Source organism: Njordella aestuarii (genome assembly GCF_056494165.1).
On record NZ_CM151397.1, the window covers coordinates 6,537,325 to 6,559,694 of the forward strand.

Here is a 22,370-nt window from a genome sequence, read left to right on the forward strand (position 1 = left end):
ACCTTGAACCAATCTGGCACTTGGCTAGCATGCAGAGATGAATTTGCCTAAGTTAGCTATCAATACTGCCCTTCTTCAGCCTTCCGAGCTTGATCGCGCCATCGAGTTGCTTGCCAGTGGTGGGATCGTGGGCGTCCCGACAGAAACGGTTTATGGGTTGGCCGCAGACGCGAGAAATGAATCGGCGGTGCAGAAGATTTTTGCTGCCAAAGCGCGTCCGTCGAGCAATCCATTGATCGTTCACGTGGCGTCGATCGACCAAGCACTGCGATTTGCTGCGATTGAGCATGATTGGATTTATGCATGCCTGCAAAGATTCAGCCCGGGTCCGATTTCTTTCGTTCTGCCTTATCGCGGAGGCTTGGCTAGTTCCGTGACGGCGGGTTTGTCCACGGTGGCTGTTCGGATACCGCAGCAGGCGACGTTGAGTTTGATTCTGGAGCGATCTGGGCTGCCGTTAGCGGCGCCATCTGCCAATCGTTCCGGCCGCCCCAGCGCAACCACTTGGCAAGCCGTGCACGAAGATCTTGCTGGGCGTATCGACGCAATTATTTGCGATCAGCCTTGCCAATGGGGATTGGAGTCGACGGTAGTTGATGCGACGACGCCTTGTCCGATAGTCCTTCGCGCAGGAGCCGTAACGTTAGCCGAATTGCAACAGGTCGTTCCTGCCGCCACAAGTCAGCTTGCTGACGCAGCCATCGGGCATCGTTCGCCAGGAACCCGGTTTCGTCATTATCAACCGCGGGCCAAAGTACTGGTGCGGAGCCAACTGGCGAAGGACGATCTGCAGCTTGGCGAGACTGCTGCAGTGATTTGTTTACAAGGTTTTGTGCCGGAGTCATGCCGTGACGCTTTTCAGGTTATCTGCAGTTGTGAAACAGTTGAAGCGTATGCCAGCAAGTTGTTCGCATTTTTCCGAGAGGCGGATAGTTTGAATGCGAAGTGGATCATCTGCCAAGCGATTTCACAGCAAGGGCTAGGTGCAGCCCTCATGGACCGCATTCAACGCGCTGCAGCGACCGAGCCAGACTAGGTTTTTCGCTGCTTTCACGATATTTGCTTCGATCGCCGTCTTCCTGTAGCTGCGTTCGCCAATTGTTGATGATTGCGGTGGGAACCTTATTGCTTGTAGTCGCTGCAGTTCGGGATTCATTACGAAGACGATTCTCGTCGACTGAGCGAGCATCGATATAACTTTTCGCATTGCAGCAAACAGAGGCTCAGAGGTGTGGTTGTACGAAAAAGTTACAAAACCACACCCTGGCAGGATTAACGTTAAGCGCACGTTATGTTTGGCACGGTAATCGCTCTATAGCAATCATACATCGCAGATGTCCGATGTTTTTGATTAAAGCCTAATGAATTAGATTGATTGGAGAAAGCCATGTTAAGCTGGGCTCTTACGTTTTTAGTGATTGCGTTGATTGCCGGAGTACTCGGGTTCGGAGTTGTTGCAGGTACGGCAGCAAACATTGCTCAGGTGCTATTCGTTGTGTTCCTGGTGCTCTTCGTTATCGGACTTCTAATGGGACGCCGCGGACCTGTGGTTTAGGACGTTCTGAGTTCCTAATTTTCGGGATATAATGGTTCGAACTGCTTCTCAAGCAGTTAAACTGTCAGTGAGGAGAGCCGGCCGGTGCTATCGCCGAAGCGCTTTTCTTCGACTCCCATGCGGTCCATCAGAGAAAGCCAAAGGTTACAGATTGGCGTATCAGTTGGGCAAACAAGGTGCCTTCCTACGTCAATCGTTCCACCACCCTTTCCAAAAAGTAGCGTCGGAATATCAGAGTGAGCATGCGCGTTGCCGTCTGCCATGCCGCTTCCGTACACGATCATGCTGTTATCGAGCAGGGAGTTCTCTCCTTCGGTAACGCTTGATACGCGATCGAGAAAGTATGCCATTTCGCCGACGTGATGTTCATTGATCTTGGTGAACTTCTCGACCAAACCTGGATCGCGTCGATGATGCGATACCCCGTGATGCTCTTCGGTAAATCCTAGTTCGGGATATGATCGTCTGTTGCCTTCGGTTGCCATAACAAACGTGGCGACACGAGTCATGTCCGTTTGAAGAGCGAGGACCAACATGTCAGCCATAAGGCGGAAATGGTCGCTAAAAAGGGAAGGCACACGCGTTGGTCTTTGCATCCCCTTCGCTACCTCGGCTGCAATATCTCCAGGCGGCGCTTCGATCCTCCTTTCAATATCGCGAATGGATGTTAAGTATTCGTCCATGCGGCGACGATCGGAAGCGCTCACAGTTCGGTTGATCTCATTGGCTTGCTCGCGAACAAAATCGAGAATGCTCAGATTCATGGTCTCGCGCTGTTGCTGAGCAATCGACGTCTCACCTGCAGAACGACCGGCGAAAAGTCGATCAAAAACAATGCGCGGGTTTACTTCTTTAGGCGCAGGGGTCGTCGGTGATCGCCATGAAATATTGGTTTGATAGACGCAACTAAATCCAGTGTCGCAAAATCCGTCTTGCTGGCCGAAGTCACATCCAAGCTCTAGCGAACGAAATCGTGTCGCATCTCCAATCCGCTGCGCAATGACTTGGTCGCAAGTCGTCGCGGCGCGAATATCGTTGCCCATTGTTTTGTAAATCGATTCGCCCGATAGATATGCAGGCATCGTGCACGCATGGGCTCCTCCTCCTTTCGCATTCTTGTCGGCAAGGTTAGAGAAGACCAGCATATTGGATTTGAAGCGTTCGAAGGCCGAGAGGGTCGGCCCCAATTGGAAGTCGCTACCTTCGCCGGTTGTTTTCCAAGCGTCCATGAAAACGCCATTGGGGAAATAGACAAAGACTAGCCGCCGAGGTGGTGCACCTGCAGCAGCCTCGGAAGCTCTCAAACCTGCCGTTTGAGGTGCCATTGTTTCCAGAAAAGGGAGCGCTATGGTTACGCCCAGTCCCTGAAGCGCAGTGCGACGTGATAACAGTCGAAAAGCCATACTCATTTTCCTTCCGCAATACGTTTTTGGAACAGATCGCTTTTGATGATTGCAAGAATTACGCCTGAGAATCGGTCGTCGTGTTGTTGGACTTGGATACAAATATCTTGGACAGTTCGATGATCGGCATATTCGAGGCCCCGTCCGAGAGCATAGATCAGCAGCTTTTCTACTAGGGCTGTGCGAAACTGCGGCTGCATCTTATTCAAGTGCATGCGAAACTCGGTCGCGTTCTGGAAAGCAACTCCGGTTGGCAATACACCCGAGCTGTCGATTTCCGAATCCCCTTCTTTCGTTCTCCATACGCCAATCGCGTTGTAGTTTTCTAAGGCCAAGCCAAACGAATCAATTTGGTCGTGGCAGCCAGCGCACTGAGCATTTTCCCGATGTTTTTGCATCACTTGCCGCACAGTTCCTGTAAGCATCGCACCTTCGGCTTCCAAAGGCGGGACGTCGGCGGGCGGAGGCGACGGAGGATCATTCAGCAATGTTTCTAGGACCCAAACTCCGCGTTTGACAGGAGAGGTCCGCGTCGGCGGGGAAGTCAGTGTTAAGATGCTCGCTTGCGTTAGCAGGCCACCACGTTGTGCTCGTGGATCAAGTTTGACTTGGCTGAAATCATCGCCGTTTATCCCATCGATGCCGTAATGTCTTGCGAGTCGTTCATTGAGAAACGTGTAGTCCGCGTTTAGGAAATCCATGATGCTGCGGTCTTCGCTAATTATATGGCTTACAAATCGTTCCGTTTCTTCGCGCATCGATTGAAGCAATTGCGCGTCAAATTCAGGGAAAAGGTTAGGATCTGGCGCTACGTTCTTAAGCGCTCTTAGATGTAACCACTGCTCCGCAAAGTTCTCGGTAAGCGCCCGAGCTTTGGGATCGGCAAGCATTCTCCGCACTTGCTCGTCTTGCCGCTCCCTCAACTGCCCATCTTTCGCCAATTGGAATAGCTCATCATCGGGCATACTGCTCCATATGAAGTACGATAACCGACTGGCTAATTCATATTCGTCGATCGGCGCAATACCTTCGGGTGAATCTTGTTCGATGCGATACAAGAAATAGGGAGAGCTCAAGACAGCGCGAAGAGTTGCATACGTCGACCTCGGTCGGATGAACGATTCACCCTCTTGAGTTAGCGAAAGGCGAGCGAAAGGCATCAATCGATCGATTTCTTCGGTCGTCACAGGACGACGATAAGCTCGAGGCAAAAAGGTCTCAAGCACCAAGCGGACTCGATCTTGATTGTTGTTGAAACCAAGTTTGACATCTTTTATCGGCAGAAAAACACCGTCATCCGGCTCCCAGTATGTCTCGTCTTTTTCCGCCCAGTTCGGACTTGGCTTTGCAGTCTGATCGAGCTGCGCAATCGCTTGTTCGGCCGTGTTCAGATATTGCTCGAGATGACCTGAAGAAACGGTCAATAGTTCAGCTATGTTGTTAAAGCCGTATCCGCTGTCATCGGGAGGTAAATCGTCGGCACTAAAATCGTTAAAGTAGAACAGGTCTCGGACTGTGTTTGCATACTCGACTTTGGTTAGCCGCCGAACCCGGGCCACCTGCCCAAAGGGCTTTGAACCAGACGCCGCTATCAGTTCGGCATCAATCCAGTTTAGCAAGACACTCGTTTCGGAAGCGTTCGGTTTGTCAGCATCTTTTGGTGGCATTTTTCCCGTACGAATTCGCTCGCCCATATGCTCGAACAACCGATGGTCTTCCAGCAGTCGATGGGTGACGTCGTCAGCATCGCGAAACGCCAAGTTCAATTCGTTCTCAGGCTCAGTTCCTCCATGGCAATCGGTGCAGTATTTTGCCAACAGCGGAGCGACATCGATATCAAAGCTTGGTCGCACCAAAACGGAGGTTTTCGAAGTTGCGAGTGAGTTAGATGAGTCCTCCGATTGCCCACAGCACCAACTTGGCATTGCGAGAAGCGGTACCAACAAAAGCCAGAGTCGTTTCATGAGAGGATACGCCTTTTACCTGAAGAACTAGACACATTATACACGTGGTGCCGCTCCGATGTGCCGATTTCAGTTTTTGCCAAGAGAATCGAGCTCGGTACGAAAGCTTTTTTGGCAACGCATCAAAACGGATCACCTGCTCGATAAAGTCTGGCCGTCGAAGTAATATAGGAGCAAGTTACACAGTCTCACGCGATAGCTTCAGGGCCGCTGCGGTTGTTGGTATCCTTGGAATGACTGCGGCAAAACCGTCACCAATCGAGTTTCAACATGCTTGGTTTTTCTTACTTGAAGTCGACTCCTACGACTTACTTAATGCGTTTTCAGAATGGTAAAGTTGTAGCCGAAGGTGCTGGCATTTCCATGCTCTACTTTCGACCAAGTTCAGTTATCGTACGGATCGGGCTGTCAAGTCAGGAGCAACCATTTGTTTTTCAGCAACAAACGCTCGACTTTCAAGAAGTTACGGTGCAAGGGAGTCTATCGTACCGTGTAGCCGAACCGAAGCAGCTTGCGTCGCAACTCGATTTTTCTATCGATGCGCGCGGTCGTTATCAAAGTGATGATCCCGACTCACTTCGCGATCGCTTGGTGCGATTGATTCAAGTAGAAGCGAATGAGTTTGTTCGCAAGCGAAGGATCACCGAAGTGCTGGTCTCGGGACCAGAGCTGACCGAACAACTGCTCAGCTTTGTTACTTCGTCGGCTCAACCAAAGTCTTTTGGCTTGCAGATTGAATCGCTCGCCGTTCTCTCGATTAAAGCCTCACCGGAAATGGAGTCGGCCTTGCAAGCGGAAACACGCGAGGCTACGCTTCAGAAAGCCGATCAAGCCGTGCACGAACGACGAAAGCTGGCGATCGACGCCGAACAAGAAATTCGTGAACGCGAGTTGCAGAACGAACGCATCATTCAAGAAAAGCAACAACAAGTTCGTGAGGCCGAACTTGCGACCGACATCGCGATTGAGAAAGGACGTGAGGAGCTCGTCAAACAGCAGGCAATCAACGAAAGTACACTTTCGGCCGCGCGTACAGAAACACTTGAGAAGACACTCGCCGCGATGGGGACTGTAGATTGGAAGACAATTGCAGTCTCGTCAGAGCATACTGACGCCAAGCAGATGATTGCTTTAGCGTTCGGTGAGCTGGCGGAGAACGCGGCGAAGATCGGTCGGCTCGACATTTCGCCTGACTTGCTTAAACAACTGACGACGCGAGATAGCTAGTAACATGGGAATCAGCACTGGCCCATCAATCGCTGTTGTCACAACGGAAACGCGGCTTCAAGGACTGCTTGCGAAATGGGGTACGGCAGGTTCAGCGCGTTTCCGCATGAAGACATCGCGTTCTGCTTACGAACTGAGAAATTCTGATGTCGCGTTCGACAACGAAGCGGACTTTGAGAGGTATGTTGAAGAGGATGCTCAATATGTCGCTGTCGTTAAAACGATCCGAAGCGAACTCGAAGGGCTTGGCTATCCCGTTGTTCAGGTTCCGCGAGCTTACTTGCCGAACTACTTCTTTGGAATGACTGAAGCGGTCGTGGTGGTTGGGCCAGACGGCTTGGTGGCGAACACGGCGAAGTACGTTGGCGAATTGCCAATTGTTGGTATCAACCCAATCCCAGAACGATTCGATGGGGTGCTATTGAAGTTTCAGGTAGCCGATGCCCGCCGCGTTGTTCGCCGAACGCTTGAGAAGAAGACGACGTTGAAGCGCGTAACGATGGCGCAGGTAGAGCTCTCCGATGGCCAATCAATGCTCGCCTTTAACGATCTCTTTATTGGCCGAAGTTCTCACGTATCGGCACGGTATGTAATCTATGCCGACGGCCGTAGCGAGAGTCAATCGTCGAGCGGAGTCATTGTATCGACCGGCGCAGGAGCAACCGGATGGCTTAGCAGTGTCTTTAATATGACCAACGGCGTTGCGAGGTCGCTTGGACAAAGCAGCTTGGCGCGTCCGAAGATTCAGTGGGATACACGAGAGTTGCCTTGGGTCGTTCGCGAGCCGTTTCAGTCCAAGGCGAGTCAAGTCGGTTTGGTTTTCGGTACGATCACCTCGTCCAGTCCCCTGCGGTTGGAGAGTTTGATGCCTGAAGGAGGTGTGATTTTTTCGGATGGCATCGAGTCAGATTTTCTGACGTTCAATAGCGGTTCAATTGCCGAGATTTCGCTTGCGAAGTCGCAAAGCTGTTTAGTTGTAGCTGATGCGTGAACCGTGTCGAGCAGTTTTAACTCGTTCCAACTGTACGCAATTATGCACCCTTGGAAGAGGCCGAGCGGTGCGTTCGTGTTAAGAGTAGCGATCGGATTCGACTAGCGAAATACGATCAATCTTCGCGTTCGTATTGCTCACCGCCGAGGCTCTGTTGGAGACGCAGCATGGCGACCACTGCTCCGGCGGCCTCGTCGCCTTTGTTGCCGACTTCGCCTCCAGCTCTGGCTTGCGCTTGAGCGAGGTTTTCCACGGTTAGTAAGCCGAATCCGACCGGCTTACCATAGTCGATCGAAAGCTCCATCAACGCGTTGGACACAGTTCTATTTATGTGTTGATCGTGCGTTGTCTCTCCGCGAATTACGCAGCCTAATGCAACAACCCCGTCAATCTCAGTTCGCTCTAGCATCCACTGTGTGGCTAGGACGAGTTCCCATGCACCCGGAACGGTGTGTTGAGCAATGTCTTCTGGAAACAATCCAGCTAACGTCAACGTTTGAACTGCGGCGGTCTCCATGCTCCGAGTAATCGCTGCGTTATATTCAGAAACGATAACAGCGACCGAGCAGCCCTCGAGTGAGAGGCTTTGCCGTTTAGATCTATTTCGGGATGCAGACTTGTTATACTTCGACATACTTATTCAATTTCTTTCAGGCTCAACAGGAATTCGGCATTGCTGGCAGTTTTTGCGAGGCGGTTGGTGAGCATGTCCATCGCCTGGTCCTCCGCGACTTGGCCCAGGCTACGCCGCAGCAAGTTGACGCGTCGCATCTCTTCTGGCGTGAACAGCATTTCTTCCCGACGAGTCCCACTGCAGTTAATGTTGATCGCCGGCCAAATACGTTTGTCGACCAAACGTCGATCCAAAACGATTTCCATGTTGCCGGTCCCTTTGAATTCTTCAAAGATGACTTCATCCATGCGACTACCGGTGTCGACCAAGGCTGTGGCGATGATTGTAAGCGAGCCACCTTCTTCGACCTTGCGAGCATAACCGAAGAACGACTTTGGTCTTTGCAGAGCCGTCGCGTCCACGCCACCGCTCAGCAGTTTGCCACCTGGAGGACATTCACTATTGAAAGCCCGGGCTAAGCGCGTTATCGAATCAAGGAAAACAACTACATCCACCCCATGCTCAACCAACCGTTTGGCTTTTTCCATGACCATTGTAGCGACTTGCACATGACGTGAAGCTGGTTCATCGAATGTACTCGATACCACCTCGCAGTTAGGCCCGCGCACTTCGCGCTGCATATCAGTCACTTCTTCAGGCCGTTCATCGACCAGGAGCATCATGACATAAGCATCTGGATAATTCTTAAGCACCGCACGGGCCAGTTTTTGCATCAGTAGCGTCTTGCCGGCTCGTGGTGGCGATACGATCAGACCACGTTGGCCAAAACCAATAGGGCAGATCAAATCGATCACGCGCGTGTCGAGCACAGAGGGCTCTGTCTCAAGCGAAATGCGTTGTACTGGATGAAGTGGTGTTAGCGACTCGAACGGTTTGCGATTGCGACGCAGATTTGGATCTTCATGATTGATCGCTTCCACTCGGAGGAGCGCAAAGTATCGCTCGTTTTCTTTGGGCGGTCGAATCTGCCCTGAAACAGTAATTCCGGTTTCAAGATTGAAGCGACGGATTTGCGATGGCGAAACGTAAATATCGTCGGGGCACGACAGATACTGAGTGTGAGGACTGCGAAGGAATCCGAAGCCATCCGGCAGGATCTCCAAAGTGCCTTCACCAAACATCAGGCCATCGCGGCGGACTTGATCTCGAATAATGGCGAAAACAATCTGCTGCTTGGTTGCATCAGGGCTGATGTCGAGCTGTAATTCGTCGCGCAATGCCTTGAGCTGATCAATGCTCAGCCGCTGCAGTTCGAGCAGTTTGTGGTTAGGACGCGCTGCACCATTGACTTCTGGATCGATCTTGTCGGCTGGAGCTGCTGAGTCTGGGGCGCGTGGCGCGGGCGATTTTTCGCGCGCGATTTGCTCCGCCAGCGAAGCTGGATTGCGGTCCGAGTTCAGCTCGCGGATGCGTCGCTGGACCGAAGCGTTCTCCTTGGGCGTCAAGTTCGACAACGGGCCATCGCTAGAACGACTCGCGCGAGCACGAAAATGGGGCTCACGTCCAGGTTGGTGAGCTGGGTCGGAATTGGATGAACTGGAGTTCATGATAATTATTTAGACGAGATGAGGGCGTAGTCGTCTGTGCAAAGGTCGGAGGGGGAAAAGTATTCTTCGCAAGACAACACGTGAGTTTGGTACGCTAGCACGTAATGCGTTGCAAGTGCAGTCCAATGAGCCAATCCATCCAAATTTGAATTCACAAAATTCGGCAGAAAGAGTCGACTGGATTGAAGAGGAGGCGGGCAAGGATCGGGAAAATGAGACGTTGCGGCAACTTTACAATTGTCAGCGGTGACAGGAAGCCGGAAAATTGGCTTCGTTGAGCCGTTCCGTGGGTTCGACCGAAACGGGACTCGTCCAAACGATCAAAACTCAAGGAATTGCAAGTCTTGCGACTCGACTATCATAGACCGACAGCGTGCCCTCCAGCAACTCGAATCAATTGATTGCCCATGAATAAAGTAGAAAAACCCGCCCTCTACGACGTAATTATTGTGGGTGCCGGGCTTGCTGGATTAACGGCTGCCAGACGCCTCCAGCGAGCTAGAAAACGAGTCTGCGTGATCGAAGCCCAAGAAGAAGTCGGCGGTCGCATTCAGACCGATACAGTCGAAGGCTATTTATTGGATCGAGGATTTCAGGTCTTTCTGACCTCGTATCCAACGGCCTCAACCGAGATTGACTTGTCACGCTTACAGTTGGGTTTGTTTAGCAACGGCGCATTGGTGCGGATCAATGGTCGATTCGAGCGCGTTAGCGATCCATGGCGAAACCCAGCTCAGCTACTTTCGACTGCATTTTCGTCGGTCGGGAGCTTGCGTGACAAGGCGCTTGTTGGGTGGCTGCGAGCAGATGTCGTCAAATCGCCGCCCGAGCTTTTGCTGCTGCACCATCGAGGCGAGACGATGAACGATTACTTGCAGAAGTATGGTTTTTCGAATCGCATGATCGATCGATTCTTCCGTCCATTTTTCGGCGGAATTTTTTTGGACCGTTCACTGCAAACATCGGCCAGCATGTTCCGCTACCTGTTTCGCATGTTTTCAGTTGGTAGCGCTTCGTTACCAGCGGATGGCATGCGGGCGATTCCGCTCCAGATAGCCCAAGATCTGGCTCCCGACGTGATCCAGTGTAATTCTACCGCCTGTGAAGTCACGCCTGACTCTGTGACCCTTGATTGTGGGCAGAAGCTCGGCGGGAGGAGCGTCGTTCTGGCAACGGAAGCCACGTCGATGGCTCGACTTTTGAACATCGAACAGCCTGAACCGTTTAAGTCATCCGTCTGTTTCTACTACGCGGCCGACAAGACGCCAAACAACGAAGCCGTCTTGATGCTGAACGGCGACCAACCCGACTCGCCTATCAATTCGGTCGTTGTCTTGTCGAACGCTCAGCCGTCGTATGCACCGCCAGGCAAACATCTCATAAGTGTCAGTTGCATAGTCAATCGGAATGAATCGATGGAAGCCCTTCGCCAGCGCGTGCAGGCGCAGCTCGAAGAATGGTTTCCCGGGCAGATTGCTAGTTGGCGGTTTCTGCGAGCCTACTCTATTCCCCACTCGCTTCCCGACCAGTCTCCGTCAGCAATCCGGTACAATCAACAGCAATCAGGCGTCTGGTTGGCAGGGGACTACACTCGTACGGGCAGCATCGAAGGCGCGATAGAAAGCGGACTGCGGGTTGCGAATTCGCTGATTCATTGACCCCTGAAGTGTCAAATCAAGCTATAATCGACGCTCGAGTGAGAACTAGCCGTTTCGACAATCGGTATTGGCTGGTCCCTGCAAAGTTAAGCACCCTGTTTGAGAAAAGTATTTAGTTATGCAACCTGCTGCGTTGTTAGCGATCGTTATTGCGATCATCGTTTTCGGGTTCTTTCTCGTCGTTGTCGCCATGCTCTGGCAAATCCTGTGGTTGTGGGTCCGTGCACGGCTGACGCGGGCAAATGTGTCGATTTTGGATCTGATTGGAATGAAGTTTCGCCGCGTTGATGCTGATACGCTCGTGCGAAGTAAAATTACGGCAGTGCAAGCTGGTCTGGATGACCCTGAGATGACTACGAAGGCGTTGGAAGCTCATTACTTGGCACGAGGAAATGTCCCCCAAGTTGTGCGAGCTCTGATCGCCGCTCGAAAGAGCAAGCAGATTGCGTTGTCCTTTGTCGAAGCTGCGGCGATCGATCTGGCGGGACGCGATGTCCTGGACGCAGTGCAAACGAGTGTATATCCAAAGGTAATCGATTGCCCTCCTAAGGGGTCCAAGAATTCGACCCTGGATGCGATTGCAAAGGATGGGATTCAACTGCGTGTTAAAGCGCGTGTTACTGTACGAGCTAACTTGCATCGCTTGATCGGTGGTGCTACGGAAGAAACGATCGTCGCGCGTGTTGGGCAAGGGATCGTGTCGGCGATTGGTTCCGCCGCGCACAAAGACGTGCTGGAGAATCCAGACATGATCTCCAAAACAGTACTTGCATCTCGCCTGGACGATCAAACGGCCTTCGAGATCGTCTCTATCGATATCGCAGACATCGACGTGGGTGAAAACATTGGTGCACGGATTCAAGCCGACAAGGCGGAAGCGGATACGCGCGTCGCACGCGCCCGAGCGGAAAAGAAACGCGCCGAAGCTGTTGCGGCCGAACAAGAAATGATCGCTCGCATTGAAGAAAGTCGTGCTGCAGTCGTTGAAGCAGAAGCGGAAGTTCCTCGTGCGTTCGTCGCGGCTTTCCAAAACAAAACGTTGCGCATTGAGGATTACTACCGTTTGCGGAACATTATCGCAGATACCGAAATGCGGCAGTCGATTGCAGGTACCAATCCGAATGCTCGCCAAACAACGACACGCCCTGTAGCCTAGCATCACGATTGCTCTGAAGCATCGCGCGGCTGGAGCATGGCAAGATCGACCCAAAAGGATTTCCAATGGCAGATAACTTAGACGACTTTCTCAAACGAGCCGCCCAGCGGCGTCAGCAGCGAGCTCAAAACGTAGCTCCCCCTGCACCGCCGCCCGCCACACCTTTGCCTGTCGCGCCACTTCGCCCGTCACACCCCTTCGATTCGCCCAGGCAGACAAACCCGCCGCAATCGTATTCCCCACCACCCCCCCCACAGTCGCGTCCACCCGAAGCGCGGCCAGTACCGACGAGACGAAACGCTCAGACTCCACAACGTCAAATGGTGCCTGAGGAGGTCCGAAAGCCTGTCAAACGCTTGGAACAGCGTCCGCATATGGCCGAATCGCCTTCCTTGGCCGACGAACGCATGGATTCGCACATGCACGACGTCTTTGACCACAAACTAGGCAGCTTGCGCGACAAGTCTCCGCAAACTTTCGCAACACGCTCGCCGCGACCTGAAGACCCCCAATCGGTCAGCGATCCGCGACCGGTTTCGGTGCCAGAGGTAGCGAACTTGGTAGAAGCTCTCAGAAATCCAGAGTTCGCTAGAACAGCATTTATTGCGTCCGAGATCTTCAAGCGAAAATTCTAGCGCGGGCTCCAGCGATCGCATCAAATCTCTTGAGACGTCTGATGCACGGTTGGAGCTTGGTGAGCCAAACTACCCACAAACGGCAAATCTGCGGGTGTGAACAAAAAAGTTGGCTCGCAATTCTTGCGCTATGCGATAGCGTTACGAGGCTTAGGAGCGCTTCGGTAGCTTACTTGCTTCAGGAGCAACGCTTTCCAAATTCGGCGTAACATCGAAGTCGATAGCTCCACTAGCCCACGCCAAACCGCCCATCAAAATGGATTCGAAAGTTGGGTTGGTCCATACGTCTTCACGATGTCCCATCGATGTATAGAAGACGCGGCCTTGGCTGTGGCGGCGAGCCCATGTTGCAGGGTACGGAGGACGTTTGTAGTCAAAGTCCGACATGCCCTCGGTTTCTTGCAGCAAGATCACATGCATGTCCGAAGCAAAGTTACGCATGGAGTACCATTCCTCGTTCATGGAAAAGCCCGAGCCGGCAATCTCGACGCCGGGGAAATTGACACCAGTCACTTTCATGGTGGACTCTTGCTGACGTCCATGGCCCGAAAACTCGCCCCCAATCATTTGAATATAAGGATCAGGTTCGCTTTGATTTTCCCAATTGCCACCTGATGTATGGAAAGTATCCGTTGCACAGTGAGAACCAACGAAACCTTTGCCGCCGGCGATAGCGTTTAGAAGATTCTCTTTGCCCTTTGCCGTCATCGCGGGCTCAGCGGCCAAGTTTCGGGCGTTCTTGGTGGTTAGGTCGCCTGTCGTGTAAAAAAAGTAGCAGTCGAAATTTTCATATTCGGAATCGAACACGCCACCATCTTTGCTGATAGTTACTTCAAAGCCGTACTTCTTGGCAAGTTGTGTCATGATGCGTTCGGCAAACGCAGGAGCACCATTCTGTCGGCGTACTACGTCGTGTTCAAAGCCAGCGCTCTTGGTGAAGAACAGAATCTTCTTGCCTGTGAGTGTTTCCAAAGTGAGTTCCTTGGAGGGATTTTGGCCTAGTCCGATTTTTCCCAACGCAAGTGCGGAAGCGAGCGTCATCGAGCCTGTAGCTAGGAGGCTGCGACGGTTAAGTTGCCAGTCATTCATGTTTATGATCTCTACTGCGAATTCAGGGGCGGGTTAGTAACTTTGTAAATCAGTTTGTAACACGGAAAGGATACCACAACTGCGTTAGCAAGCCTCAATTCTAATTGCTTGAGTTCACTTCTGCGAGTTGGCACATCAGAAAGAGCTTCGAGAGCTTTTTGCCAGTCTGTCTGCTCTGTTGGAAGGTATACAGGCTTATTTCTGCAAGCTTTCCGCGTCCTAAAGACGGAACGGTAGACGCAAGCCGTCATAGGCCATTTGGACGTGCGGCGGCAAAATTTCCTGCATTGCATCGAAATCCAACTCGTGCGACGTGTGTGTCAGGTATGTCATTTTTGGCTTTAGCTGATTTACCAATTCAATCGCTTCAGGCACGGAGAGATGGGTCGGGTGCGAAGACATCCGCAGAGCTCCCAAGATCAACACGTCAAGATCTCGTAAAAGCGGCAAACTTTCGGGATAAATTTCCGTAAGGTCCGTGCAGTAGGCTATCGAACCAATGCGAAAACCAAGGACGTCAAAGCGAGGACCATGCTTGAGCCGGATTGGCTGAACGGTCTGACCAAGTGCTGTAAAGGGCTGCGAATCGATACGCCGAATCTCGAGTTGCGGAGTGCTGCCAGGATGCGTCGCGGCATGTTGCGAAAATGCATAGTCAAAGATGCGTCGAATTCGCTGTTCGACGTGCTCTTCGCAATAAAGTGGAACGGGATGGCCTAAAAGGAAGGGGAAAAGACGCAAATCATCCAAGCCGTGCAGGTGGTCGGCGTGTTCGTGCGTGAAAAGGACGGAATCTACACATTTGATTCCTTGCGAAAGCAGCTGAAGCCGCAATTCTGGCGAAGTATCGACGAGCAAATTTCCGGTTGGAAGTTGGAACAATACCGAACTGCGGGTACGCTGGTTTCGCGGTTTACCACCTTGGCAAACTTCGCAATTGCATCCAAGCACCGGGACGCCGACGCTTGTCCCTGTTCCCAAAAAAACCAAGTATGGCTCCTGGTTCGCAGCTAAAACTGGTTGATTCAAACGTCCGTTCCTAATCCATTTCCTTGCTTAAACACATCCGCCTTATTCGCATTGAGAAGTTGGCTGTAGTCTATCGTTGTTTACGTCCCTGTGTCAGTCGACTTTGTATTTCACGGGGCGACGCGACTTACATCGCGGCGAAATTTGCCTAAGATCATTTGCTGAACATTGATGCGAAAGATAGTGTTTGATCGCCATTGCTAATGGCTTTCCCAAGGCAGCAATATGCGGTTGGAATACGTGACTAGTGGCGGGTTCCACATTTGGGACAATCCTTTGTCGAGCCGCTCTCGATCGAACCGCATCTATTCGAGACGTGCAGCTTAACCCGCACGATTGTATGAAACTTTGAAAATAGTGACGAGATGGAAGATCCTGCATCCAACCCTTCGACTAACTTCTCCGCCAGCACTTCCGATTTTGATCCGGCCAAGTTCTCGGTTCTGATCGTTGACAATGATGCCGCGCACGCCAGAGCGATGAACGAATCGCTTGAAAAGGTTGGCTACCGTTGCACATTGGCAATCAGTGGACCAGAGGGCCGCAAGCAAATCGAACAGAACACGTTTGACATTGTTATCACCGATATGGTGATGAACGAAGTGGACGGGATGCAGATTCTCGCCCTGGCCAAGCAGATGCTGCCAGAGTGCGAAGTCGTAATGGTGACCGGACACGCGACAGTTACGAAAGCTGTGGAAGCGATGCAGACGGGCGCATTCAACTTTTTAGAAAAGCCGATCACGCCGAATCGACTGCGCGCAATTACTGCGAAGGCAGCTGAAGCAATTTCTTTGAAGCAGACGAATGTTGAATTGCGGCGTCGGTTGGACGAGCGGTTTGGATTTGAGGGGATCATCTACTCAAGCCCTCTCATGCACAACATGATCGATCGGCTTCGACGAATTGCACCGACCGATGCCACGGTGTTGATTACCGGAGAAAGTGGTACTGGCAAAGAGGTTGTGGCACGCGCAATTCACCAAAACAGCCCTCGGAAAGCCAAACGCTTGGTCGCGCTGAATGTCCGAGCGGTTAGCGAAACACTGGTCGAAAGCGAGCTGTTCGGCCACGTGCGAGGCTCCTTTACTGACGCCGTTTCAGATCGTGAAGGCGCATTTCAATACGCCGATGGCGGGACCTTGTTCTTGGACGAAGTCGGCGACATGCCGATGAGCACGCAGATTAAACTTCTGCGTGTGCTCGAGGAAGGCACGATTACCCGCGTTGGTGACAACAAACCAATCAAGGTCAACGTGCGTTTGCTTTCAGCTACAAATCGACCTCTCGAGCAGATGATTGAAGACGGATCCTTTCGGCTCGACCTGTATTACCGGTTGAAAGTCGTGACCGTCCAACTGCCGACGTTGCGGCAGCGTCGTGAAGATATTATTCCCTTGATGGACCACTTTCGTAAAATGTTTTTACGTCGGCACAACAAGCCAGCGGCGACATTCGCACCAACGGTTACGCGCGAGTTTTATGCGTACGATTGGCCAGGCAATATTCGCCAACTTCGAAACTTTGTGGAAACAATGGTTGTTTTGGATCACGACGGCAAGCTGGATGTCGATGATTTGCCACCTGAGTTAGCTGATTCGGCGACGCTTGCTAGTGGAAACGATAGTCAAGGGGCCGGAGTAGAAGGTCAGCCAAACGAAACGACGCCGATCGCCGCGGATCCAGGACTGATCTTGTCAGGTGGCCAAGGATTCGGCGGCATACCGGACTTGATTGGCAAGACGATGGACGACATCGAACGTTGGGCAATCGAAGGGACGCTGCAATTGACGGCCGGAAACCGCGAAGAAGCCGCCAAGGTGCTGGGTATCGGCGCTAGGACCTTATATCGAAAGCTGGATAAGTACAAGCAAGACGACGGCGGCCAACCTGAAGCCGCCGCGGATGAGTGAAGTCCTCGTAAATGGTGCTTAGCTTTTTTCTTTCAGCTATGAAGCGATGAAGCTTGATATGGCGGTATCGACTCGAGCAGCCAACCTTGCGGCCTGAAGGATTCTTTGGTGCGCTAACCGTCGTTGTGCTCGGACTGTTTCGCGCTGAGCCTCTGTCCATCGCGGAACCGGCCTTGATGGAGCGGTTATAACAGGAGCGATAGGTGTAGCCGTTGCCGCAGCATTTCGAGCGATAGCCTGATTGTTGACCGCGATTGCTACATCTCGCGCGTCAACTCGCCCGTCATTGTTTAGATCATAGGGAGAGGGGCCTGAGGGAAAGAATCCGGTTACGTTCTGATTGACTGTTTCTGGCGTAATCAACACCGGATCCGTCAGGATTGCCGATTTCTTAAGATCATTTGTCAATACTGGCGAAGCGGGAACTCCAATCAATTGTGATGTAACAGGCTTCAAATTTTGCGTTGGGCTTATGGAGCTGGGAACGGTTTCGAGTGGCGCAGTGAAGAGTGGCAACGACGCAAAGCCCGTGGAGTTGTTTACGACAATTTGAGCATCGAGTCCATTCACCGAACGGTCTCGGTTTAAGTCGTAACGGTTTGTTATGCCAGTCTGAACAAAGCCGGTTGGATTGTTGATGATGCCTTGGGAATCCAAGCCGTTGACGGAAGTGTTGCCGACGATGTTTCCTGTCTCGCCGATCTGGTTACCAAAGTAAAAGGTGTTAGGACCCGTCGCTGATCCAGTGTTCAGAGTTGCAAGTAGACGCACTCGAAGCCATTGGTTCTTGATCAGATTATTTCCCCAAATGACTGTAATGCGGTCGGCTCCGCCGACACCAGCACCAATGCGTCTTGTGATACTTACGGGGGCAGGTGCTGGAGTAAAGACTGGATTTGCAGCTAGGTTGCTAATAGAAAATTCTAGATCTTGGATTGTCGGAGTATTCGCAAGGCCTGTCACGTCAAAAATGATGCCATTAATTCCACGGCTGTAGCCACTATAGTTCGTGAAGTTTGCTGAGGCTCCTGGCAGCAATGGAACCTTGTCGGATATCGCTCCATCATCTGCAGCATTCGCCGCGGCATTGTTCCCGTCAAAATTGGAATTGTTATAGAACAACAAATGACTGGACACGATTGCTGCGGTTACGTTAGAAAGCACTTCGATGTTAGACCAAGTCATTTGAGCGTGCGACGAAGAACTGAAGCTTCCCGTCCCATTGCCATTGTCGACTAGCACTCCTCCAGTTACCCCCGCGAGATTCAAGGCCAGCGAATCGCCAGAAGCTCCATGCGTTCCACCGTCAATCGTAATCGGAATGCCGATCTGGGGTTCGATCGAGATAGTGTCGTTTCCGTCGCTAGCAGCGATGATGATCGATGAGATTGCTGCCGCCGGAAATCGACTGACGAAAGCCGGAATATCCGATGCGTCACCATTAGGGCCAGTGCCAGCGATATCGTTTCCGATATCCACTGACACGACAATATCGTTGCCATCGCGTGAGACTTCAATTGCATCGTTACTTCCGCTCAAGCCTCCGCGAATGAATAGCTCGCTGTCAGCTTCATTCATGAATGCGTAGGATGTGCCGAAAGTCTGTGGCAGCGTGATGGAATAGTCATATGCGTCTTTAAAGACCAGGGCCAGCACGTCATTCACGAGTGTTCGCTGGCCAAAGCTATAGACCGCATTACCTGGATCATCCGCTCCAACAAGATTGCGAGCTCCGCGAAAAGCGCTGTTGAATGCCACTGGCTGATTTGTGCCGGCACCTGGTCTACCCGCCGTATGGACAACTTGTCCAAAATCATTGCCGCCAGCTCCGCCGTTATTGCCGGTCATTAGGTGTGTGACGCTCGGGCCGTCGAATACCCAATAGTTGCCAACCCCGCCGCCCTCTGATTGATCTGGGATGCCAGTGTTGGTCACACTTCCATTGTTTGGATTGTTCATCCGAGCGGGAGCAAGAAACAGGCCGATGGAATGCGTGATTTCAGCATTCACTAATGTAAATAGATCGGACATGCCAGCAGCAGCACTGCCAGCATGTGCCGAAACAGTGAAGGCTCCGCCAGTAGGACTTCCTAGGAATTCAGACCAATCGAGTGGCGTTGGGTCAAGGAAGAAGCCTGCTCCATCGCCTAGGCCGTCCCCAGTCGTATCGTTCCCGCGGCTGATAGTCACATTACCTGAAGTCGGATAGCCATTCTGGAAAGATGCGCCCGCCGAAGCGCCAAAGCCGGTTCCAGACGCTGCCATCGATACTGTTATATTGATTACACCGGGGCCGCCGAAGAATACATGGTTCAGATCCGTAATCACTCGTTCCCATGACGCAAACACTGCATCGACCACGCCTCTGGCCGAGCTAGCGTTAACGCCGAAGGTTGAGTCGAAACGATCCGATGCTTGTCCGCGATTCACCCAATTAAATCGTTTCACGCCAATGTTCACCGCATAGTCTTCGACTTCTCCGTCAGCCGCCGCTCCCGTAATGCCGATGCCTGTAGCTGTGCTGATTCGAAAGCGAGCGAAACTTTGACCGAGCGTCGCGCCAGCAGGGACGAGCACGGACAAGGAATTAACACCGGCTGACAACGACAGATTCGTAAAGATCTGCTCACCTGAATCCGTCCAGTCACCATCGGAGTTCCAGTCGATCCATGCGTTGAGCACACCGCCAGCTTGGGAGGCTGTAACTTGTACGGTTTCGGTTTGGCCTGGATCGATGCCCGATACGAATGCAACGCCATCATCGCCGCCGTCAAACGTGGCCGAGCTACTGCGAGTTCCATCGGGTTCCGCGTCGACCGTTGCTCCCAAAAACAACGCCCCGACAGTATGCCGCGCGCCGTTTTCAGCTAAAGTCACCGGATACGGCGCGGGAGCGTCGCCAAAGTCATCTGTTGGAGGGTCAGGGACATCGCTGAGCCGAATCGTATCAACTCTCCAGCCGATCGACGCGACGGAACTGTCCGTCCCAAAACGCCACCGCAGTTGTGCATTCTGGCCGTATGCAGTTTGCGGTAGGTCAACCACCGTGGTTAGATATTCGCCGGAGTTGCCGTTCCAAGAATTTCGACCAGCCAGCGGGTTGCCGAACCCATTATCGATAACTCCGGCGTATCCGTTGCTAACAAATGTACCTCCGGCCGAGATAATGTCTGTAAACGCGCCGCCGTTTATTGAAATTTCCAGTACGCCGCCATCAAACGTCGGTTCTGTTGAATAAAAGTGTCGAAAACTAAGTCGACCGTTGTCGGTTGATACCGCAATAGACGGAGACGTCAGTCGGTTGTCGCTGATTGCGCTGATGTTGTTGACAAATGCGTGATTTGGTGCTGTGTCGCTACCCGACGCAAAAGTCAACCAGTTATTGGCGTTTGTTGTTGTTGAGGACCAACCGCTAGGAAGTGATGGCGCCGACACGCTGTCAAACAACTCGAAGTCGACGGTAGTGCCGAGAGTTATTTCTTTGGATGACAATTGGATGATTGTAGGATGTGATGCATCAGGTGCTGCCTTGAGAGACGATTGCTTTACGCCTATCAGCTCGGATTTGCTAACAAACGCCGACGCTGGAGAGTACCCATCTAGAATTACTCCGAGGCTATCGAACGCGAGCAGTTGTCGTAGCTCCAATTGCTCCAATGTAAGCCGCCTGCGTTTTGTAGCTTTTTCGGTGCTCATCAGTTTCGATCTGCCTTTTCCTGGAATCATGTTGTTGAAAACAAAAGTCATTAGAGAAAACCCTGAAACGTGAGTTAAAGCGGAGAGGAAAAATCATTCTTTGACGTAACTACCCGCTGCTCTGATTGAGCTCGGGTCAGATTTTGCTTGCCTTAAGAATTCGTCGATACAGGGAGGGCAACAGAACGTATATACCTGACCATTGATTGTCCACTTGCATGCTGGATTGGCTACGGTCAGCGAAATTGGACAGATCTGTGTGCCTGGTTTTGGTTGATTATCGTGAGATGCTTTAAAGCCAGCATAACGCTGCGATGCAGTCTGAGAATTGTTCGCAGCAATGTCCGCCTCCGTATAGACGCCACCGGGCGTCAGATAAAGATCTCGCTCTTCTTGATCTGTTACCTTGGAGGGCATGATTGGTTCTGTAGTGGAGAACGAAAAACGATAGCGATTGTCACCAATACGGATCGACGGAAATACGATGTAAAGCGGTTTGGAAGGCAAGTCTGGAGGTAGCTCGCCGACGAATCGTGAAGACATCCCCTCAGAATCTCCTGATTGTTTCTGAGGCGATAACACTACAGGAAAAGCTTTTGCGTCACCGAAGGGGCGAATAAAAGACTCGATAGACTGCTCTTCGATCTCCATAACGCGAAACTGGTCTTGATCGAGCAAGTACAAAGAAAACTCGCCGTCTGCAAAAACAGCCTCGCCGTGGTAGTGTGCATCTCCGACAGAAAAAACTATCCCGCCGTGCTCGCCTTGTTCATGCTCATGCTCCAATGATTCGGTGCATCCGCTCCACGCAAGACCCGCGAGCAAGAAAGACCAACGAACAAAACTTCCAACAGTGTTCTTAGGGGCGTACAATTGTTTCTCCGTCATTGTATCGAGCCAACCGCTGAAAGGTTCCGATACCCAGAGAAGGCTTACCGATCTCCGGTGTAATCGATTCAATAGAATCGCTTATGAATCGCGTCGAGCCATCACAAAATACAAAGTTCGCTCCATTAACATGTAGACTACCGAACCCAGTGGAACCACCACCTTGGCATGTGTAAGCGTACGAAGTCGCTGGCGTGTTGATTGAATAGAATGCCGACCCCACAACCATCGAAACACCTTGTGTTGTACATTGATTCCACGCTTCGACACCACACCAAACAGCTGCATACCGGGTCGAATCTCTTTCTCCGATCGCGAGAGTATTGGACAATCCATCGGTTAGTTGCGACCAAGTTATCGATGTCTGACAGCCAAAGACTCCATTTCCCTTTAATTCCTCCTCTGTCCAGATTCCGTAATGCGGCTTCCAAAAATCGCCAAAATTCCCAACGTAATTCGATGGCGCACTACGAAAACCCAAGTGATTCAGATGGACTGACGACAATGACAATTTGGAACTCTTCGTCGGTGGCGTAACCGGTCCACTAAAATCTCGATTTACATCAGCCAGCCGCATATATTTGTCAGACGGGCAATGATAAAGTGCAATTTCCGTTTGTAGCAACCTACGACGATTTGAATTGAAAACAGTGCTAAACAAGCTCAACTCATTGGGACGCAGTTGTTCAAATAAAGGTCTTTGGTCGATGTAGGGCAATATTTTTGCACCCCAGCCCCAACGTTTGTCATCCAAATTCAAGTCAAGGCCACCGTCGAATCCCGGCGGAAAGACTCGATAGGTTTCTTCATATTCCAGTAGTGCTAAACCCACCTGACGCAACTGGCTAAGGCAACCCGTTCGACGTGCCGATTCCCTCGCGCTGTTTACGGCGGGGAGTACCAACGAAGCCAAAAGTCCGGTGATGGCGACTACAACAAGCAACTCAACAACAGTTAAACCTAAGCGTTGCATTTTGTTCGGGCA

Annotated in this window: 17 protein-coding genes; 8 read left to right on the forward strand and 9 right to left on the reverse strand. The window is 51.8% G+C overall.

Going from position 1 to position 22,370, the window contains the following annotated elements:
• Window positions 1-37: 37 nt before the first annotated feature.
• Both SH451x_RS25510 and SH451x_RS25515 read left to right on the forward strand, forming a co-directional pair.
• The gene (locus SH451x_RS25510; RefSeq protein ID WP_479360147.1) at window positions 38-1,036 is read left to right on the forward strand and encodes an L-threonylcarbamoyladenylate synthase; all 999 of its coding nucleotides are present in this window, start codon (window positions 38-40) and stop codon (window positions 1,034-1,036) included.
• 351 nt (window positions 1,037-1,387) lie between these two features.
• Complete coding sequence (locus SH451x_RS25515; RefSeq protein WP_479360148.1) at window positions 1,388-1,555, forward strand: DUF1328 domain-containing protein; 168 nt, start codon at window positions 1,388-1,390, stop codon at window positions 1,553-1,555.
• A 56-nt stretch (window positions 1,556-1,611) separates the two neighbouring features.
• Here the strand turns inward: SH451x_RS25515 and SH451x_RS25520 are convergent, their stop codons facing one another.
• Complete coding sequence (locus tag SH451x_RS25520; RefSeq protein WP_479360150.1) at window positions 1,612-2,958, reverse strand: DUF1552 domain-containing protein; 1,347 nt, start codon at window positions 2,956-2,958, stop codon at window positions 1,612-1,614.
• Between the two features lie 2 nt (window positions 2,959-2,960).
• Entirely contained in the window at window positions 2,961-4,922 is a 1,962-nt protein-coding gene (locus SH451x_RS25525) for a DUF1592 domain-containing protein (protein WP_479360152.1), read from the reverse strand.
• A gap of 270 nt (window positions 4,923-5,192) precedes the next feature.
• Here SH451x_RS25525 and SH451x_RS25530 point away from each other — a divergent pair, with 270 nt between their 5' ends.
• Entirely contained in the window at window positions 5,193-6,149 is a 957-nt protein-coding gene (locus tag SH451x_RS25530) for an SPFH domain-containing protein (protein WP_479360153.1), read from the forward strand.
• A 4-nt stretch (window positions 6,150-6,153) separates the two neighbouring features.
• The gene (locus SH451x_RS25535) at window positions 6,154-7,140 is read left to right on the forward strand and encodes an NAD(+)/NADH kinase (protein ID WP_479360155.1); all 987 of its coding nucleotides are present in this window, start codon (window positions 6,154-6,156) and stop codon (window positions 7,138-7,140) included.
• A gap of 115 nt (window positions 7,141-7,255) precedes the next feature.
• On the opposite strand, the gene ribH is transcribed toward SH451x_RS25535, so the two are convergent.
• Together ribH and rho are read right to left on the reverse strand one after the other, a co-directional pair.
• Window positions 7,256-7,774, reverse strand: a complete 519-nt coding sequence (gene ribH / locus SH451x_RS25540) for a 6,7-dimethyl-8-ribityllumazine synthase (protein ID WP_479360156.1) — start codon at window positions 7,772-7,774, stop codon at window positions 7,256-7,258.
• Window positions 7,775-7,776: 2 nt separating this feature from the next.
• Window positions 7,777-9,321: a transcription termination factor Rho gene (rho, locus tag SH451x_RS25545; RefSeq protein ID WP_479360157.1), complete on the reverse strand. Its 1,545-nt coding sequence runs from the start codon at window positions 9,319-9,321 to the stop codon at window positions 7,777-7,779.
• 407 nt (window positions 9,322-9,728) lie between these two features.
• On the opposite strand from rho, the gene SH451x_RS25550 reads away from it, so the two are divergent.
• From SH451x_RS25550 to SH451x_RS25560, 3 genes are all read left to right on the forward strand, one after another.
• Window positions 9,729-10,979 carry an NAD(P)/FAD-dependent oxidoreductase gene (locus SH451x_RS25550; protein WP_479360158.1) on the forward strand — a complete coding sequence of 417 codons (1,251 nt, stop codon included), beginning with the start codon at window positions 9,729-9,731 and terminating at the stop codon, window positions 10,977-10,979.
• Window positions 10,980-11,097: 118 nt separating this feature from the next.
• Window positions 11,098-12,135: a flotillin-like protein FloA gene (gene floA, locus SH451x_RS25555; protein WP_479360159.1), complete on the forward strand. Its 1,038-nt coding sequence runs from the start codon at window positions 11,098-11,100 to the stop codon at window positions 12,133-12,135.
• Between the two features lie 65 nt (window positions 12,136-12,200).
• A complete protein-coding gene (locus tag SH451x_RS25560; protein WP_479360160.1) occupies window positions 12,201-12,770 on the forward strand; it encodes a hypothetical protein in 570 nt (189 codons plus the stop codon).
• Window positions 12,771-12,920: 150 nt separating this feature from the next.
• Here the strand turns inward: SH451x_RS25560 and SH451x_RS25565 are convergent, their stop codons facing one another.
• Together SH451x_RS25565 and SH451x_RS25570 are read right to left on the reverse strand one after the other, a co-directional pair.
• The gene (locus tag SH451x_RS25565; RefSeq protein WP_479360161.1) at window positions 12,921-13,859 is read right to left on the reverse strand and encodes a ThuA domain-containing protein; all 939 of its coding nucleotides are present in this window, start codon (window positions 13,857-13,859) and stop codon (window positions 12,921-12,923) included.
• A 219-nt stretch (window positions 13,860-14,078) separates the two neighbouring features.
• Window positions 14,079-14,888: an MBL fold metallo-hydrolase gene (locus SH451x_RS25570; protein WP_479360162.1), complete on the reverse strand. Its 810-nt coding sequence runs from the start codon at window positions 14,886-14,888 to the stop codon at window positions 14,079-14,081.
• Between the two features lie 365 nt (window positions 14,889-15,253).
• Between SH451x_RS25570 and SH451x_RS25575 the strand changes: the two genes are divergently transcribed.
• Window positions 15,254-16,801: a sigma-54-dependent transcriptional regulator gene (locus tag SH451x_RS25575; RefSeq protein ID WP_479360163.1), complete on the forward strand. Its 1,548-nt coding sequence runs from the start codon at window positions 15,254-15,256 to the stop codon at window positions 16,799-16,801.
• 36 nt (window positions 16,802-16,837) lie between these two features.
• On the opposite strand, the gene SH451x_RS25580 is transcribed toward SH451x_RS25575, so the two are convergent.
• From SH451x_RS25580 to SH451x_RS25590, 3 genes are read right to left on the reverse strand one after another with little or no spacing between them, the layout of a single operon-like run.
• Entirely contained in the window at window positions 16,838-20,548 is a 3,711-nt protein-coding gene (locus SH451x_RS25580) for a beta strand repeat-containing protein (RefSeq protein WP_479360165.1), read from the reverse strand.
• 42 nt (window positions 20,549-20,590) lie between these two features.
• On the reverse strand, window positions 20,591-21,385 hold the full coding sequence (locus SH451x_RS25585; protein ID WP_479360166.1) for a hypothetical protein: 795 nt from the start codon (window positions 21,383-21,385) through the stop codon (window positions 20,591-20,593).
• The gene (locus SH451x_RS25590) at window positions 21,357-22,358 is read right to left on the reverse strand and encodes a DUF1559 domain-containing protein (RefSeq protein WP_479360167.1); all 1,002 of its coding nucleotides are present in this window, start codon (window positions 22,356-22,358) and stop codon (window positions 21,357-21,359) included. Before SH451x_RS25590 ends, SH451x_RS25585 begins: the two co-directional genes overlap by 29 nt.
• Window positions 22,359-22,370: the final 12 nt, after the last annotated feature.